Genomic DNA, 15,702 nt, shown 5'->3' on the forward strand with positions numbered 1-15,702 from the left:
CTGTTGCTTCATAAAAGCCGGCTTACTCAGTGGTTTCAGCCTTTATCCACTTTTCAAGCACCTTAGTCCCTGCAAAGCGGATGAAATACCAAAGTGTGCCGTCAGCAGCTTTTACTTCAGAGAGTACGGTGACTTTGTCTCCGGCAATCACATACATCTTAGTCGCCTGCTCGTCACTACTACCATCATGCAAGATAGCTTTTGGAGCGGTGATCGTCTTGGTTTTCGTTTGTGGTTGAGCCGCTATCTCTTCTGGTTTAACAACATCAACCCACTTACCACGTTCACGGGCCTGTAAATGACCGTCATACATAGCTTCAACACTAACCGCTGGTACATAAAATTGACCAAGATAAGATGCATTTGCGACTAAGGTGAAGGTTTTCTCTTCACCCTTATTCAAATCAAAGTAGTAGATAATGCGATCATCTCGCTGATCCCTATGGGTATAAGCGGTAGAGGTACTCGACTGCTCAATATCATTCAATATTTCCCAGCCAGCGGCAACCGGTACAGTCAGCGCCAGATATTCCGCTTTATCCGTATGATCATTCTTAACAGACACGGAGATTTTGACATCAGTACCCTGTGCAATCTTACTGCCACTGGGCAGATTACCCCAGTCTAGTGTGCTGTCTTTTTTGTTGTCCTCGTAGTTAGTGGTTAACGTCAGGCCTTTACTCATGCTTTGCTCTTGGCCTGTTTCAGGAACACCATGTGAAATGACACTCGCATACAGACGTACGCCACTGGTATTACTGATGGCTAACGGTGATGCCTGAGTCGCGCTTAGGTTGCTGGCAAATAATGGTTTAGCGCTGTCCACTTTACGCGAGCCAAACTGCCCTAGTGTGTAGTTTGCAGTGAATATTTGCTTATCATCACCCAAGTAACGTGATGCGCCCATTAATGCCCATGCAATACCCTGTGTGCTCTGGAATTCATCTTTACCGAGTAATTCACCGATTTGCTCCAAAATTAAACTGGCGCCATCACGCTTATCTAAAGCAACCATATTCTCAAGCTGAATCCCTAAATCACCGAGATGGGAACTGAAGGTTTCATCACGTTTCACGTCTTTTTCAACAACGGCTTGTAGGCCCTCGATAACACTGGAGGCAGCTTCTGCCTGCCCGACAGTTTGATAAGCTGAGGCTAACATCCAGCGCGCTTTCACTCTCAGTGTTTGTGATTCACGCAAGCGGTTCATGGCACCCATTTGTGGTTTGCCTGCGAGTGCTAATACATACAGACGATAGGCCTGCGTATGAGAGTCATTAGTCTCGCTTTGCTCCCAACGTTGTGCAGCAGAGCCTTGGTAATTTAGCCAATTTGCTAACACTGTTGGTGGCACTCTATAACCGAGTTTCTTAGCTTCAACCAGGAAGTGTCCGGCATAAATACTCGCCCAGGCATTGTGAGAGTCAGCGCCGGGCCAGTAGTTGAACTCACCTTGCACGGTCTGGAACTTACGCATCTGCTCAATGGCCGCACTGACGTGTGCATCGATCGCTTTATTGCGCTCATCGCTCAGCGTCATCATGCGATTGATATACAGCTGCGGGAAGGCAGCAGAAGTTGTCTGCTCCAGACAGCCGTGCGGATAGCGCAATAAGTATTGAAGATGTCGGTCCAAATTCAATGGCGGCACAGCGGAAATCTCTAACGATGCACTATTAGTGCCTCGTAGCCCATAAGGCTTAAAGTCGTGTGTCCATGTTTTTCCCGGATCAACTGCTTGTGTAACAACACGCGTTGTCTGGGTATTCGGACGACGAACATCGATGTAGATTTCCGACTCAGAACGATGCTCGCCGCTACTGGCCATAAATGTCAACTTTGCACGACCAACATACTGTTTGGTCTTTAAGCGGATAAACCCAAGCTGTTCACCGGTTTTCTCAAAGGTTAAGGTCTTCGAGGCGTCACCGACGACTTCAAAATAGTCATCCGCAGAGACTTCGAGCGTAACATCGTTGATTTGATCATCCGTCACAAACAACGTCACAGGAACATCAAAGGTTTCCTCTGTGCCTAATACCTTAGGGAGGCTGGCTTGTAGAATCAGTGGTTGACGAACAAACACCTCCTCTTCAGCGCGCCCAAATGCACCGTTATTCGCAGCGACCAGCATCACGCGAACAGCGCCAATATAAGGGGGGAGCTGAACCTCGTGGTTACGAGTTTCGCCCGCTTTGAGTGTGAATGGTCCGAGTACTTTGACAACGGGCGGGAAACGACGCTTGCGGTTAGCATCTGGGTTTAACTCCGCCTTACCACCGCCAATTGCCAGCATTCGTTCTAAACTGCCGCTATATGCACCGACTACTGAGTCATATAAATCCCAGGTTTTAACGCCTAAAGCCTCTTTAACATAAAACTCACGGTGTAGATTAGGCGTACTAAAGTTGGTTAGCCCAAGGAGTCCCTCATCAACGACAGCCAGCGTATAATTCATCGCCTTGCCATTCTTTTCTGAGACTTTAATCATTTGTTTCGTTTCAGGCTTCCATTCACTGGCTGCTTCAATGACCGGCTTGAGATAAGTCGCCTCATCAGAGACCTCTATAGGCACGATGCCATAGAGTCGCAGAGGTCGTTCGTTCTTCTTACCTTTGTGGGGTTGTAGTAAAGTGATGTGAACGTAAGCATTAGGTGCCATCGCCGAGGTAATGGGCAACTCAACTTTCGTTCGTTTCTCTGTAAACTCAATCCAACGTTGGCTGAGAATTTCACTACCTGTTTCAACCGTCAGGAGTGCACGACCTTCAGTAGCGGCTGGTAATTGGACGACGGCTTTATCACCCACTAAATATGCCTGCTTATCAGTAAACAGGTTCAGGCGACTGGCGGCACCACTCCCTTCTTCCTGAGCGCGACCAGCCCAACCAGGCCAGTCCACATACACAATTTTACCGCTGCAGTGCTCGCCATTTAAATCGCATGCGCGCACCAGATAGCGCCCCCAGCTAGGGTACTTAATTTCAAAGTCCCACTGGCCGACCCCATCTTTGGTGTTAACGATGCTTTCTTTAAGCTTGGCAGCGTTCTCACTGTCCGCATAGCGTGCTAATGATTCTGATGACTTATCCCACCACCATTTCCAGTCGATTTTGTAGAGTGACACCTTCACTTTATTCAAGCTAACAGGTTCACCCTTGGCATTCAGACTACCCAGTTCAACGGTGTGCTTGGTATCGGTGAGTAACATGCCTCGTTCAGCATCACCTTTGGGAAGCTTGATGCCGATGTAGTTCTCGTAGGGATGATAATCGATCGATTGTTGGCTAATGCTAAATGCACCACTGTTCTCAAACACACGACTGGTAAACCGCGCATTGAGCATACCGGGTGGCAGTGTCTTTGGTGCAAAGTCTTTAGCAAACTGTAGCTTGCCGTTCTTGTCCAGACGACCTTCCAAAACGGCTGACTCACCCGCACTAAATTCACGCACCGGATCATCAAAACTATAATCACTAAAGCGTGTAAATTTGGTGGTCTTTGGGCTGAACCGCACAGAGATATCTGCTTTTAAATCTTGAGCTGTTGCACCATGTAACCATTGACTACTCAAGGTACCTTTGGGAGTACCGTCAGCCTTGTAAATCGTCTCAGCCCCAAAGTCCAACTCTACTTTCAGGCGATTGGGACGAACTGTTTCAATGCTTAAGTTTTTACTAAAACGGCTGCCACCCAAATGTGCACGTGCAATCCAGTTACCGGTCGGGTCTTTCTCATTGGTTTTAAACACAAAGGGATACAGGTCACCGACTGACTTTGTACTGGTTTTGGTTGCCGCTACACGCCCACGAGGGTCAATCAATTGCATTGTTACGGGGTGGTTATCTGGCAGGCTGTTATCTTTGTCAAATAGCGCAAAGGTCAGGTACATTTGATCGCCCGGACGCCATACACCACGCTCTCCGTAAATACTCCCCTTGAGACCCTTCTCAAGTTTTTTACCACCTACATCAAAATGACTCACAGTCAAACTGGTACGGGCATTGAGCTTTAGGTAAGCCGTGTCAGAAAACTTCTTCGCCACTAACAGAAACGGTATGTTATCCAGTTTGATATTGGAAAAGCCATCCCGGTCAGTCGTTCCGGTAGCGATTTGCTGGCCCTGAAAATTAAGCACTGTCAGCTCAGCACCGGTGAGTGGTGTGGCATCGCGTAAGTCTGTTGAGATGACATGTAAATTACCATGTCCATCTTGCTTGGCAATCAGGCCGATATTGCTGGCAATGAAGTTGTTCTTAGCTGTCACCATGTCTTCATGGTCAACGTAATACGAGTCCTTACAGGGGTCGTTACGCTCCTGCCAATTGTAATTATTGTAGTTGTTTTCTGACCACTCGCTTATGCCATCCCAGCCGCTGGGTAATGTTCTGCCGTCATCTTCTGAGTTGAATAATGGGACCGGATTCGTATTAATTGGCGCAGTTGCCCCACATTCGTAGGTTGAGTGTTGGCGTTTCACTTCAAGCTCAAGACGGATCAGGCTACCGTTGTGCTCCTTCATCATGTCCGTCACGTCAATCGAATAATTATTCCACTGATCATAATTTGCAGCATTCAGCGGCAAAGTTTTACGCCATAAATAACGCCCGACACGTCCCGTTTCTTCATTCTCGTTAATGCTATTAGCTTGTAAGAACTGCCCCATATTATCAGGGTAGATTTCAAAGGCTGTGACCTCGACTGCATTGACAGCGACTGCTTTAAACGGTATTTCTAAACGACTGTCCTGTGGCATGATTGAGCCATTACCAACGAAAGCGACTTGCGGTTTTTGCAGGTCGAACTCCACCTCACGCGACAATTGATTTGTCAGTGACTTGCCGCCCTCACTACGAACACCGGGGTTGATATTGATGGTGTAACTACCGGATAAATTTTCTTTGGGGAAAATCTTAATCAGATTGCTTTCAGCGCTGACGGTAAACTTTTTATCCTCTTCGTACTCCTGACCTTTGATTTGAATCAGTCCTTGCAGATTGACTGAACTATCCAAAGGATCAGAAAAACCGACTTGCACATACGGATTAGTGCCTACGTTATGAATCACTGCGACATCGATGACATCAAACTGATTCAGTACAGGAACCGAAATTTCTTGTTTAGCCTGTTGTTTCAGGCCGATAGGTGAGCCATCCCAGTTGAGCGTGACGTCACTAGCAAAGGTCTCACGTACGATATTCTCAATAGTGAACTGGTGCTGTTTGCCATTATCAGAAAATGCCCAGTTAACCTCCAAAGGCTTGTTCTGAAAGCTGGCTTTTAGCATCTGCTTCACAGCATCCGGCATGACTTTGTCAGACGTCAATAACTCACCGGTTAGCGTCATGCGTCTTCCTGTATCGGCAGCAGCCAGCAGCGCATTTGTTGTCACTTCAAATTTCAGAGGAACGACACTGAACTGGAAGCGATACGGTTTAGCATTCGCCGGGATATCTTTTAAATCATCCGGAGAGATATCAACGGTATACTGAGCGCCAGATTCTAAGGGATTTTCAGGAACGAATACGAGTTCGGTTGGAGAGACAAAAGTTGCAGCACCAGCAACTTTAGGACTGATTTGAATGATGTTCTTTTCACTTGTACCGACTCTGTCAGCGTTGACCACGTCGCGATTAAACTTAATGCGGATCGGAGAATGACGGGCAACCATGCCCTCGGTGTGTCTGCCACTGACTTCAGCCCAATTAAACGCTGCTTTTGGTGTGACAGCATCAGGCGTAGCCACATCAACTTGCTCGCTTGTGGTTTCAGTGACTTCCGTTTCGGCATCAACACCTTCACAACCAGCAAGTCCAAACCCGACTAATAGCGACAATGCCGCTGGTAAAATCCTACGACGTAATATCATCTCAAACTCCCTTACAAGCTTTGAATGTTATCTTTTTCGAGCAGGTGGAGTTGTTTTTGTTCCATTTATACCTGCTGCCCTTTCTTAATATAGCAGCAAATTGTGACGCCCATGTTTGCTTTTTGTAATTATTGCCATGCAAAACATGCAGACACAAAAAAGCCCCGGCTCATAAAGCAGGGGCTCTTTCTCAGAATCCTTTCTGAACTAACTCATTAGTTCCACTGAAGCTCAACCTTGCGGCGACCCCATTTGTAGGCCTTTTTTAAATCCATGCCCATATAGATATCGATCTTCTTTTTCCAACGTTTGTTCATTTTATCCAGAACAACGTACTCACCCTTCAGGCCTTTAATACGAACCTTGGAGCGATGCTTCAAGCCATATTTGTTCAACATATCACGAGATACAGCAATGACCTTCATACCTGGCTCCAGGCGATCGCCCCAAGCTGCAATATTAGGAGTGCTGTCCGTTTGATTAACGTGAGAAGTGTAAGCAGTAGCCGTTACGGTCATTTGCTTCTTGAACTTAGCAGAAGATGTAGATTTCTTGCTTTTTGCCAATGTCGTTGGCTTACGCTTTTTCTTGGAAACTTTGGGCTTCACTGATTTTTTAGCAGTAACCACTTTTTTCTTCTTGGTGTCTTTAACTGCGACATCTGTAGAAGGTGTTGGTTTAGCTGCTTCAGCCAGCTTGTGTTTCCGGTAAAGAATAGCAACATCACGAATCAGTTGCTTGGTGTCGTAGGTTTCCGATTTTGCCTGGGCAAAACCGACGTTCGCGAATGGTAAAAGAACTGCAATTAATACCAATACTAACGAACGCTTAACAGATAAAACATTCATAAACTCTAAAGCCCAGATTATCTTAGCGAGGGCTTCCAAACCAAAAGAGCGCAAAGCTTATAGCGGTAAAATTTTTGATACAAGTTGATTTTATCGGATTTAACGTATAAAAAATAACCTTTAAGTATATAAAATAACCAATAAAACTTATTTTAAACTTTCTTAAAATCAGTTCATCAAAAACTTATCATTTTACCCAAATAAAAATGCTGCAACGCACCATAACAAAATAGTGAAAATGCCTGCCCCAATAGTCGGAATCTTTAGTCCCAATTTCCCTCGCGTAAACTGATCGCAATCCGTCGCAACCAGAACAGTATTAAATGACCAGTGTGTTTTGGGAAAGGTTCATTTTGAAGGATGCAATCAGATGAATGGAATGAAAACTTTGGCTGCACTAAGGTAAATAGTCAGTTGTGGCCGTGATGTTGTTCGTATTGATTGCATGCCCTGAAATTGCCACTTTCCTGCCGTAGAATATCCGTCAAAGGTGAGGACAGTCAAAGCGCATCACCAACCCTTGCATTTTGTCTGATCAGAACCATATTAATAGCTATTATTAGCAGTCAATGATCAGCAGTGTGAGGGTTATCAGCCCAATATCTTGTGCTATCATGTGGCGATATTATTGAAGGCATGACGATTATGGCAGAACGTACCGCAACCATTGAGCGCGATACTTTGGAAACACAAATCACGGTCTCCGTGAACTTAGATGGCACCGGTAAGGCGCGATTTGATACAGATATCCCATTTCTGGACCACATGCTGGAACAAGTTGCCCGCCATGGCATGATTGACCTTGAAGTCACGGCAAAGGGTGATTTGCACATCGATGCACACCACACTGTTGAAGATATCGGTATTACTATGGGTCAGGCATTTGCTAAGGCTATCGGTAATAAGAAAGGCATCCGTCGTTATGGTCACGCTTATGTGCCATTAGATGAAGCACTGTCACGTGTAGTGATCGATTTTTGTGGACGCCCTTCACTGATCGATACGGTTGACTATAAGCGTAGCCACATCGGTACCTTCGATACAGACCTATTCCACGAATTCTTCCAGGGATTTGTTAACCACGCACAGGTTTCACTACACCTTGATAACCTACGTGGCCGCAATGCTCACCATATCGCTGAAACAATCTTTAAAGCGTTTGGCCGCACATTACGTATGGCGACTGAGCACGACGCACGAATGCAAGGCATTCTCCCATCGACTAAAGGCGCGTTGTAAGGGCTACGATTCATGTCAATTATTGCGGTTGTAGATTACAACATGGGCAATCTGCGCTCGGTCACTCAGGCCTTGCAGCACGTTGCGCCTGCCAATACTGAAGTCAAAATCACCTCCAGCGCAGATGATGTGCTAAATGCTGACCGCGTGGTCTTCCCCGGCCAAGGCGCGGCACGTGACTGTATGAGTGAGTTGCAGAAATGTGAGCTGATTGAGGTAGTCTCAGAAGCAGCAAAGACCAAACCGTTTCTCGGTATCTGTATGGGTATGCAAGTGCTGATGCAGCGAAGCGAAGAAAATGACGGTGTGGATTGCATGGGCATCTACAAGGGTCAGGTGCGCCATTTTGAAGGCGTGATTGGTCGTCGCGATGCAGCAGGTGAGCGTTTGAAAATCCCGCAGATGGGATGGAATCGTATCGAACATGCTCAGGATCATCCTTTGTGGAAAGGCATTGAGTCGGGTCGTCGTTTTTATTTCGTGCATAGCTACTTTGTAGAGCCGGACGATAAATCCATTATCGCCGGAACCACGGAATATGGCATCGAATACGCTAGTGCGATCGCTAAAGACAATGTGTTCGCTATTCAGTCGCATCCCGAAAAAAGTGCGGATGACGGCCTGCAATTATTAAGAAACTTCACCCAATGGGATGGGCAAAGCTAATGTTATTGATCCCCGCGATTGATTTAAAAGATGGAAAGTGTGTACGCCTGCGTCAGGGCTTGATGGATGATGTTACGGTGTTCTCTGATAACCCTGTTGATATGGCGACACGCTGGGTAGATGCCGGTACTAAGCGTTTGCATCTTGTTGATTTGAACGGTGCTTTTGAAGGCAAGCCAGTCAACGGTGAAGTAGTTAAGGCGATTGCTCAGGCTTACCCTGATCTGCCGATCCAGATTGGTGGTGGTATCCGTGATGAAGAAACGGTGCAGGCTTATTTAGATGCAGGTGTTCAGTATTGCATAATCGGTACTAAAGCGGTTCAGGACCCACAGTTCGTGATTGATCTGTGTGCGAAATTCCCCGGTCATATCATCGTGGGCATTGATGCTAAGAATGGCATGGTTGCTACCGATGGTTGGGCTGAAGAATCAACCACCTCAGCGATTGATTTGGCACAGAAATTCGAAAAAGCTGGTGTGAGCGCCATTGTTTATACCGATATAGCGCGTGATGGCATGATGCAGGGTGTAAATATTGATGAGACCGTGCGACTAGCTGAAAGCATCTCTATTCCGGTCATCGCTTCTGGTGGTGTGACGAATATGGACGATATTAAAGGCTTATTAGAGGTTGAGTCTCGCGGTGTTAGCGGAACTATTCTGGGTCGCTCGATCTACGAGGGCACGATTGACCTGGCTGAAGCACAACAATACGTAGACTCGGTGGCTAGCTAATGGGTCTGGCAAAACGCATTATCCCTTGCTTAGATGTTGATAATGGGCGAGTGGTTAAAGGCGTTAACTTCGTTAATATCCGCGATGCAGGTGATCCGGTTGAAGTCGCGGCGCGTTACAACCGCGAAGGTGCCGATGAGATTACCCTCCTTGATATTACTGCCAGCTCAGATGATCGTGAAACGACCGTTCACATGGTAGAGAAAATCGCTTCTGAAGTGTTTATTCCGCTGACAGTGGGTGGCGGTATTCGCGAATTAGAAGATATTCGCCGTATGTTGAACGCAGGCGCGGACAAGGTATCAATCAACACAGCAGCCATCCATAACCCTGAATTAGTGCGTGAGGCGACCAACTACTTCGGTTCTCAGTGCATCGTGGTTGCTATCGACGCCAAGAAAGTCAGTGAAGAAGGCGAACCGGATCGTTGGGATATCTTTACCCATGGCGGACGTCGTGACACAGGTATCGATGCCGTGGAATGGGCCAAGAAAATGGCTGACTACGGCGCGGGTGAATTACTCGTGACCAGTATGGATCGCGATGGAACAAAGGCAGGATTTAATCTTCCCTTAACAAAAGCCATCACCGATGCTGTTAATATTCCGGTGATAGCATCCGGCGGTGTGGGCAATTTACAGCACTTAGCCGATGGTGTAACACAGGGCGGCGCGGACGCAGTATTGGCCGCGAGTATTTTCCATTTCGCAGAATATACCGTCGGTGAAGCCAAGCAATATATGGCTGATCAGGGCATTGAGGTTCGGCTATGACACAAAATACACTGAGTGAAGTAGCGGCGGTTTTAGAAGCGCGTAAATCCGCAGCGCCTGATAGCTCTTATGTGGCGAAGCTTTACCACAAAGGCACCGATGCTATCTTGAAAAAGGTAGGTGAAGAGGCCACTGAAGTCGTCATGGCCGCTAAAGATGGCGAGCCTGACAAAATTGTCTATGAGGTAGCTGACTTGTGGTTTCACACCATGGTGCTTCTGGCAGAACAAAATTTACATCCCGATGCAGTGTTGGAGGAGCTCCAGCGCCGCTTTGGTACATCCGGACTGGTGGAAAAAGCCAGCCGTAAAAACGATTAATTAGGAGAGAAAATAATGTTAGCTATTGGTATGCCTAGCGTAGCGTCACTGGTGATCATTCTGGTCATTGTATTAGTTTTGTTTGGTACTAAGCGTCTGCGTGATGCCGGTGGTGACCTCGGTGGAGCGATCAAAAACTTCAAGAAGTCCATGAGCGATGCTAAGAATGGCGTTGAGGACAAGGTGGATGACGCTGTTGAGAAAGTAACAAAAGACGACCCAACGGTGATCGACGCAGAAGTAAAAGTGAAAGACCAAGACAAAGTTTAAAACCCCTCTTAGACAGGTATTGCCATGTTTGACGCAGGTTTTCTTGAAGTCCTTATTGTCGGCATAATTGCGTTGCTGGTAGTTGGTCCTGAGCGTTTACCCGGTGTTGCCCGAAAAGTGGGTAGCTGGATTGGTAAGGCGCGTGCGTTTGTGGACACCACCAAGGCGGACATTGAGCGTGAAATAAACGCCAGTGAAATGCGCGAGTTGTTGCAAAGCCAGAAAAAGGAAATTGATGAGCTGCGTAACCTGATGGACGATACCACTAAAGATCTTGGTCAGCAGGCAGCAGATGTCAAAAGCAGCATTCAGTCCGGTATTGACGATGCTATGAAACCAGTCAGCAAAGCGAAACACGATGAGTAATACTGAAACTAGCGCGGAAGATTCAAAACTAACGAGCTTTGTCTCACATCTGATCGAGTTGCGTGACCGTTTGCTGAGAATGGTGATTGCTGTAGGTGCTGTGTTTATCATCCTCGCGCCTTTCGCTAAACACGTCTATGACATCTTTGCAGCACCACTGACTAATACTGGCGTACAGATGATCAGTATCAGTGTGGCAGCGCCATTTCTGGTTCCCTACAAGCTCACCTTGATGCTGGCCTTCCTGATTGCACTACCCTATGTGTTTTATCAGGCATGGCAATTTATCGCACCGGGCTTATACAAGCATGAAAAGCGCTTAGTTGTTCCGCTGTTGGGTTCCAGTGTCATCTTATTCTATCTCGGGGTGCTGTTCGCGTACTTCGTACTGTTGAAAATGATGTTCACCGTGATTCCAATGTTCTTACCGGAATCAGCTGTCTACAGCCCGGACATTGGGGAATATCTCGACTTTGTGATGATGATGTTCATCGCCTTCGGTTTCAGTTTTGAAATGCCAATTGCCACTATTCTCCTCATTAGTACAGGTACTACCACCGCAGAAAGTCTTGCTAAGAAGCGCCCTTACGTGATTGTTGGTGCGTTTGTGGTTGGTATGATTCTGACCCCACCGGATGTGATTTCTCAGATTCTGCTGGCTGTACCGATGTGGCTGCTGTTTGAGTTGGGCTTATTCCTGAGCAAGTTCTTTAACCAACGCATTAAAGAAGCCGGTGAAGCGCGTGAAACCATGAACAAAGAGGCTCGTGAAAAAGCGGACCTTGAAGCGCTAGAGGCAGGTGATGATAGTTTAGACCGCAGTCCGGCTAAAGCGGCGGGTGCAGTGGCAGGTACTGCAGCGGCGACCAGTATTGCCGATCAAGCGAATGCTTTGTGGTCTGACAGCGATGAGTCTGGTGAAGACTACACTGACGCTGAGGAGCAGCGTGCTTACGAAGCGTTTGAAGAGTATAATCCTCGCTCTGAAGAAGATCTGGATGCTGAACTGGATGCGATCGAAGCGGAAGAGTTTGCGGCAGAGCAGGCAGCATTGGATGCTGAGCTGGCTGGCAAAGTGACTGATTCAGAAGCGGAACTGATTGAAAAAGTCGAATCAGACATCGAAGAAGCAAAATCTGAAGATGCTGCATTATCAACAGACACGGATGATCAATCTGAGTCTGATAAGTCCGGTGATGATAAGTCGTTATAAGTAACAACTGACGACGATCAGGCTAAATATCGCGCCTGGTCGTCGTGTTTGCATGTTATTTTTGCGCCTTGCACTCTCGTGAAGACAGCGCATGATTATCCAGTAACAGGTCAATCACCCTATCTCTGGCATTTCTGAATGCCAAATCCAGCGCCATCGTTCCAAAGCAAACCTTACCGTCCATCCCCAGATTGGGATTAGCGCCGTTTTTGATGAGTATGCGAACAATTGGGTAATGATCCTGTTCGACAGCCATTTGTATGGCAGGGCGACCGATATAGCGATTTGGATCCGCTTTGTAGGCTAGTAACAGTGAGACCGCCCGAAAATCTCCCATCATCGCTGCAATTGCGATTGGGAACTCTGCCTCTTTGCCATTAGCAGCCACATTAGGATTCGCCTTGTTCTGCAATAAGAATTCCAGAAAAGCATAATTGGTATCTTTCTGTTTGATCAGCAAGCTGAGTAAGCTTTCTTCACCTTTTGCTAAAAAGTACGGCTTTGCACCATGTTTCACTAACAGTCGTGCTAGTTTCAAATCATTCTTAATGGTCGCGATATACAGCGGTGAAGACAGCAACCAGGGCGGTTGTACGGCAAGATTAGCGCCTTCCTTAATTAGTGTCTCAACCAAACGTATATCTTGCTTTTCGGTTGCACGAAGTAAGGCGAGTGACAGTTTGTTTTGGCGGTTACGTCCCACGCCGGCGTAATTGAGAGTGGGACAATTTGATAAGAAGCGGTCACGCATTGTCAGACGACTTTGCACATCTTTGCTACTCATCGACTGGCACTCGCGATTCCAGCGTTGAAAGTCATTTGACCAGTTAGATCCCCGGAAACCACACAGGTTGAAAACATTTTGCTCTTGCTGGGCAACACTGCGTTTGGCGTAGTCAGTACATTCAACAGCATAGGTCTTGCCAGCAAAACCCGCTAACAAGAGTGTTCCCATCAACTGAGCTGAAAAGTTCTGATTTATAGGCATTGGGGGAAATGCTCTCCGATCTGAGAAGCCGTGTACGTAATTACTAGGCTAGACAACTAATAACTGAATCCATTCAAAAGATCAGATGTCTTAATATCGTTGTTTTATTTACGCTAAACAAATGTTGTATATTAGCAACATGTTATAAGACTAAACAAGTAAATAGAATTTACCTAAACGATAAATAACACTTCTGACCTTTGGTCAAATCTGCGCGTCCATCACACCGTGATCATTAACCGTTTAATGGTAGTATAGCCAACTAATAAAAATGCACCGGAGAGTTGCGCGTGAGCCAAGCGATAAAACCCGCCACAGAGATGGGTACAGAAGAATTAGTTGCGTTTCTAAAGCAAGCCAATGAAGCCTACAGAAGTGGTCAGCCATTGATTACAGATGCGACTTATGATCAGGTTTATTTGGAAGAACTCCGTTTACGTGATCCTGATCATCCCTACCTGAGTGCTGTCGAGCCTGAGGCTGACATCGAAGGTACGAGTAGTAAAAAGGTGCGTCACACCACGCCAATGTTGTCGACGGACAAGGCGTATACACAAGAAGAAATCACTGCCTTTGTGACGCGTGTCATCAAGTTTGCTAACAAGCTAGGCATTGAAGAGTCAGCGTTATCTTTCCGCATAACACCCAAGCTGGATGGCATGGCGGCAAATTACAGCGACAACATTCTGGCCACTCGTGGTAACGGGCAGCTTGGGAATGACATCACGCGTAATTTACAGCGTGGTCTGGTGACCGTTGGTGGTGAAAATACCGGTATTGGTGAAATTGTCATAAGCAGCGCTTACTTTAATGAGAACCTGAGTGACCAGTTTTCCCATCCGCGTAATTTTGTCACCGGCTTGATCGGTGCAGACACGCTGAGTAAGGAAGCGGTTGAGGCAATGCAGGATAAAGTGATTCGCTTTGTGCCGTATTCTCAGCTCAATAATGAGCTATGTGATACCGAGGCTTTAAGAAACAACGTTGAAGCGCTGTGTGCAAAGGTTGAAAATGACTGTGAATACCCGGTTGATGGTAGTGTGATTGATGTATTAAATCCGGAACTGCGCGAGTCAATGGGGTCGACTAATCACCACCATAACTGGCAAATAGCCAAGAAACTGAAAGGTGAGACAGCGACTACAACGGTTGAGGGAATTACCTGGCAAACCGGACGTACCGGACGCATCACACCGGTATTGAATGTAAAAACCATCAATCTGTCAGGGGCTGATATCTCCAATGTCACCGGACACAATGCCGGCAATATTAAAAATTTAAACGTTGGCATTGGTGCGCAGATCGAAATTGTCCGCAGTGGTGAGGTGATACCGAAGTTACTGGGCGTGATTAGTGAAGGCGAAGCAGCCATTATCCCTGACACCTGTCCTGCCTGTGATGCACCGGCGGAAATGGAGCGTGATTTCCTGGTCTGTAAAGGTGACGAGTGTGTTGCCCAGATTGAAGCGCGTCTTCTGCACTTCTTTAGTGTGTTGGGTAATGTTGATTTGTTTGGTCCACGAACTATTGCAGTGTTGGTGGAGAACAATATTCGCGAATTACCACTCATCTACCAACAGCAAGCAGCAGATTTTGAAGCAATGGGGTTTGGTGCTAAGCAAGCGACTAACTTAGTAGAGCAGTTGGAGCGTTCCAGAACTGAAGCCGTCGAGGATTGGCGTTTGCTGGCAGCATTTGGCATTGAGCATTTGGGTCGGGGTGATTCTCGAAAACTCTTGCGTGTACACAAGCTGGAAACTTTGCATGCGTTGACCAGTGAGCAACTGATTGAGATTCCCGGGTTTGGAGAAATCACTGCTGAGGCGATACCTCGCTCGCTAGCGCAACGCTGGCCGGTCATTGAGGCGATGATAGGCCTAGGCTTTAATTTGCTCTCAGATGAGCCTGTAGAGGCCGTAGAGAGCCCTATCAGTGGTAAACACATCGTCTTTACCGGTTCTATGCAGATGCCACGGCCTGAAATGCAGGAAAATGCCCGTAAGTTGGGTGCTAATGTTCAAAGTAGCGTGAATAAGAAAACCGAGATTCTGGTAATTGGTGAGAAGGTTGGCGCAAAAAAAATAGAGAAGGCAGAGGCGCTCGGCACGCAAGTAATGACTGAAGCTGATTATATGATGTTGATTGGTTAGGTTATTATGTATTCAGGGTGATTTTATAGTTAACCCGGAGTAAACATATTATATATGTTAGTGTATATAAAACAGTTGCTTAGGTATATATTTTGAAGATGTCAGTAATGTCATTTTACTGCCAGACTAGTGTCAGTTGCGAATGACACAATACACTCAATTCAAAAACATATAGCTAGGAGCTCTGTACACGACAAAAAACTAAACGACCGAATATCGTTTGAATATTGATCAACTGAAAGCCCATCACTAAGTTGTTATTT

General features: G+C 46.6%; 12 protein-coding genes. 9 read left to right on the top strand and 3 right to left on the bottom strand.

Annotation, left to right across the window (positions count from 1 at the left end; translation table 11 throughout):
* Positions 1-22: 22 nt before the first annotated feature.
* Both DKW60_RS04425 and DKW60_RS24235 read right to left on the bottom strand, forming a co-directional pair.
* Positions 23-5,869 (bottom strand): Ig-like domain-containing alpha-2-macroglobulin family protein, encoded by a 5,847-nt coding sequence (locus DKW60_RS04425; RefSeq protein WP_109836461.1) that lies wholly within the window; start codon positions 5,867-5,869, stop codon positions 23-25.
* 215 nt (positions 5,870-6,084) lie between these two features.
* Positions 6,085-6,717: a 3D domain-containing protein gene (locus tag DKW60_RS24235; RefSeq protein ID WP_245929582.1), complete on the bottom strand. Its 633-nt coding sequence runs from the start codon at positions 6,715-6,717 to the stop codon at positions 6,085-6,087.
* 645 nt (positions 6,718-7,362) lie between these two features.
* On the opposite strand from DKW60_RS24235, the gene hisB reads away from it, so the two are divergent.
* Genes hisB through tatC form a run of 8 tightly spaced genes read left to right on the top strand, consistent with a single transcriptional unit; the run spans position 7,363 to position 12,301 of the window.
* Positions 7,363-7,956 carry an imidazoleglycerol-phosphate dehydratase HisB gene (gene hisB / locus DKW60_RS04435; RefSeq protein WP_109836462.1) on the top strand — a complete coding sequence of 198 codons (594 nt, stop codon included), beginning with the start codon at positions 7,363-7,365 and terminating at the stop codon, positions 7,954-7,956.
* 12 nt (positions 7,957-7,968) lie between these two features.
* Positions 7,969-8,622, top strand: a complete 654-nt coding sequence (gene hisH / locus DKW60_RS04440) for an imidazole glycerol phosphate synthase subunit HisH (protein WP_109836463.1) — start codon at positions 7,969-7,971, stop codon at positions 8,620-8,622.
* Positions 8,622-9,359, top strand: a complete 738-nt coding sequence (hisA, locus tag DKW60_RS04445) for a 1-(5-phosphoribosyl)-5-[(5-phosphoribosylamino)methylideneamino]imidazole-4-carboxamide isomerase (protein ID WP_109836464.1) — start codon at positions 8,622-8,624, stop codon at positions 9,357-9,359. The genes hisH and hisA overlap by 1 nt, the downstream gene beginning before the upstream one ends.
* Entirely contained in the window at positions 9,359-10,132 is a 774-nt protein-coding gene (gene hisF / locus DKW60_RS04450; RefSeq protein ID WP_109836465.1) for an imidazole glycerol phosphate synthase subunit HisF, read from the top strand. Before hisA ends, hisF begins: the two co-directional genes overlap by 1 nt.
* On the top strand, positions 10,129-10,452 hold the full coding sequence (locus DKW60_RS04455; protein WP_109836466.1) for a phosphoribosyl-ATP diphosphatase: 324 nt from the start codon (positions 10,129-10,131) through the stop codon (positions 10,450-10,452). Before hisF ends, DKW60_RS04455 begins: the two co-directional genes overlap by 4 nt.
* 15 nt (positions 10,453-10,467) lie before the next feature.
* Entirely contained in the window at positions 10,468-10,722 is a 255-nt protein-coding gene (tatA, locus tag DKW60_RS04460; RefSeq protein WP_181389579.1) for a twin-arginine translocase TatA/TatE family subunit, read from the top strand.
* Between the two features lie 24 nt (positions 10,723-10,746).
* On the top strand, positions 10,747-11,088 hold the full coding sequence (gene tatB, locus DKW60_RS04465) for a Sec-independent protein translocase protein TatB (protein WP_109836467.1): 342 nt from the start codon (positions 10,747-10,749) through the stop codon (positions 11,086-11,088).
* Entirely contained in the window at positions 11,081-12,301 is a 1,221-nt protein-coding gene (gene tatC / locus DKW60_RS04470) for a twin-arginine translocase subunit TatC (RefSeq protein ID WP_109836468.1), read from the top strand. The genes tatB and tatC overlap by 8 nt, the downstream gene beginning before the upstream one ends.
* A gap of 55 nt (positions 12,302-12,356) precedes the next feature.
* Here the strand turns inward: tatC and DKW60_RS04475 are convergent, their stop codons facing one another.
* Positions 12,357-13,289, bottom strand: coding sequence for an ankyrin repeat domain-containing protein (locus DKW60_RS04475; RefSeq protein ID WP_109836469.1), 933 nt, complete (start codon positions 13,287-13,289; stop codon positions 12,357-12,359).
* Between the two features lie 290 nt (positions 13,290-13,579).
* Between DKW60_RS04475 and DKW60_RS04480 the strand changes: the two genes are divergently transcribed.
* Entirely contained in the window at positions 13,580-15,439 is a 1,860-nt protein-coding gene (locus DKW60_RS04480; RefSeq protein ID WP_109836470.1) for a BRCT domain-containing protein, read from the top strand.
* Positions 15,440-15,702: the final 263 nt, after the last annotated feature.

Source organism: Leucothrix pacifica, assembly GCF_003172875.1.
GTDB classification, from domain to species: domain Bacteria; phylum Pseudomonadota; class Gammaproteobacteria; order Thiotrichales; family Thiotrichaceae; genus Leucothrix; species Leucothrix pacifica.

Excerpts from the sequence above, each read along its gene's own strand:
- DKW60_RS04425 (WP_109836461.1), bottom strand. The coding sequence starts at position 5,869 with ATGATATTACGTCGTAGGATTTTACCAGCGGCATTGTCGCTATTAGTC.
- DKW60_RS24235 (WP_245929582.1), bottom strand. The coding sequence starts at position 6,717 with ATGAATGTTTTATCTGTTAAGCGTTCGTTAGTATTGGTATTAATTGCA.
- hisB (WP_109836462.1), top strand. The coding sequence starts at position 7,363 with ATGGCAGAACGTACCGCAACCATTGAGCGCGATACTTTGGAAACACAA.
- hisH (WP_109836463.1), top strand. The coding sequence starts at position 7,969 with ATGTCAATTATTGCGGTTGTAGATTACAACATGGGCAATCTGCGCTCG.
- hisA (WP_109836464.1), top strand. The coding sequence starts at position 8,622 with ATGTTATTGATCCCCGCGATTGATTTAAAAGATGGAAAGTGTGTACGC.
- hisF (WP_109836465.1), top strand. The coding sequence starts at position 9,359 with ATGGGTCTGGCAAAACGCATTATCCCTTGCTTAGATGTTGATAATGGG.
- DKW60_RS04455 (WP_109836466.1), top strand. The coding sequence starts at position 10,129 with ATGACACAAAATACACTGAGTGAAGTAGCGGCGGTTTTAGAAGCGCGT.
- tatA (WP_181389579.1), top strand. The coding sequence starts at position 10,468 with ATGTTAGCTATTGGTATGCCTAGCGTAGCGTCACTGGTGATCATTCTG.
- tatB (WP_109836467.1), top strand. The coding sequence starts at position 10,747 with ATGTTTGACGCAGGTTTTCTTGAAGTCCTTATTGTCGGCATAATTGCG.
- tatC (WP_109836468.1), top strand. The coding sequence starts at position 11,081 with ATGAGTAATACTGAAACTAGCGCGGAAGATTCAAAACTAACGAGCTTT.
- DKW60_RS04475 (WP_109836469.1), bottom strand. The coding sequence starts at position 13,289 with ATGCCTATAAATCAGAACTTTTCAGCTCAGTTGATGGGAACACTCTTG.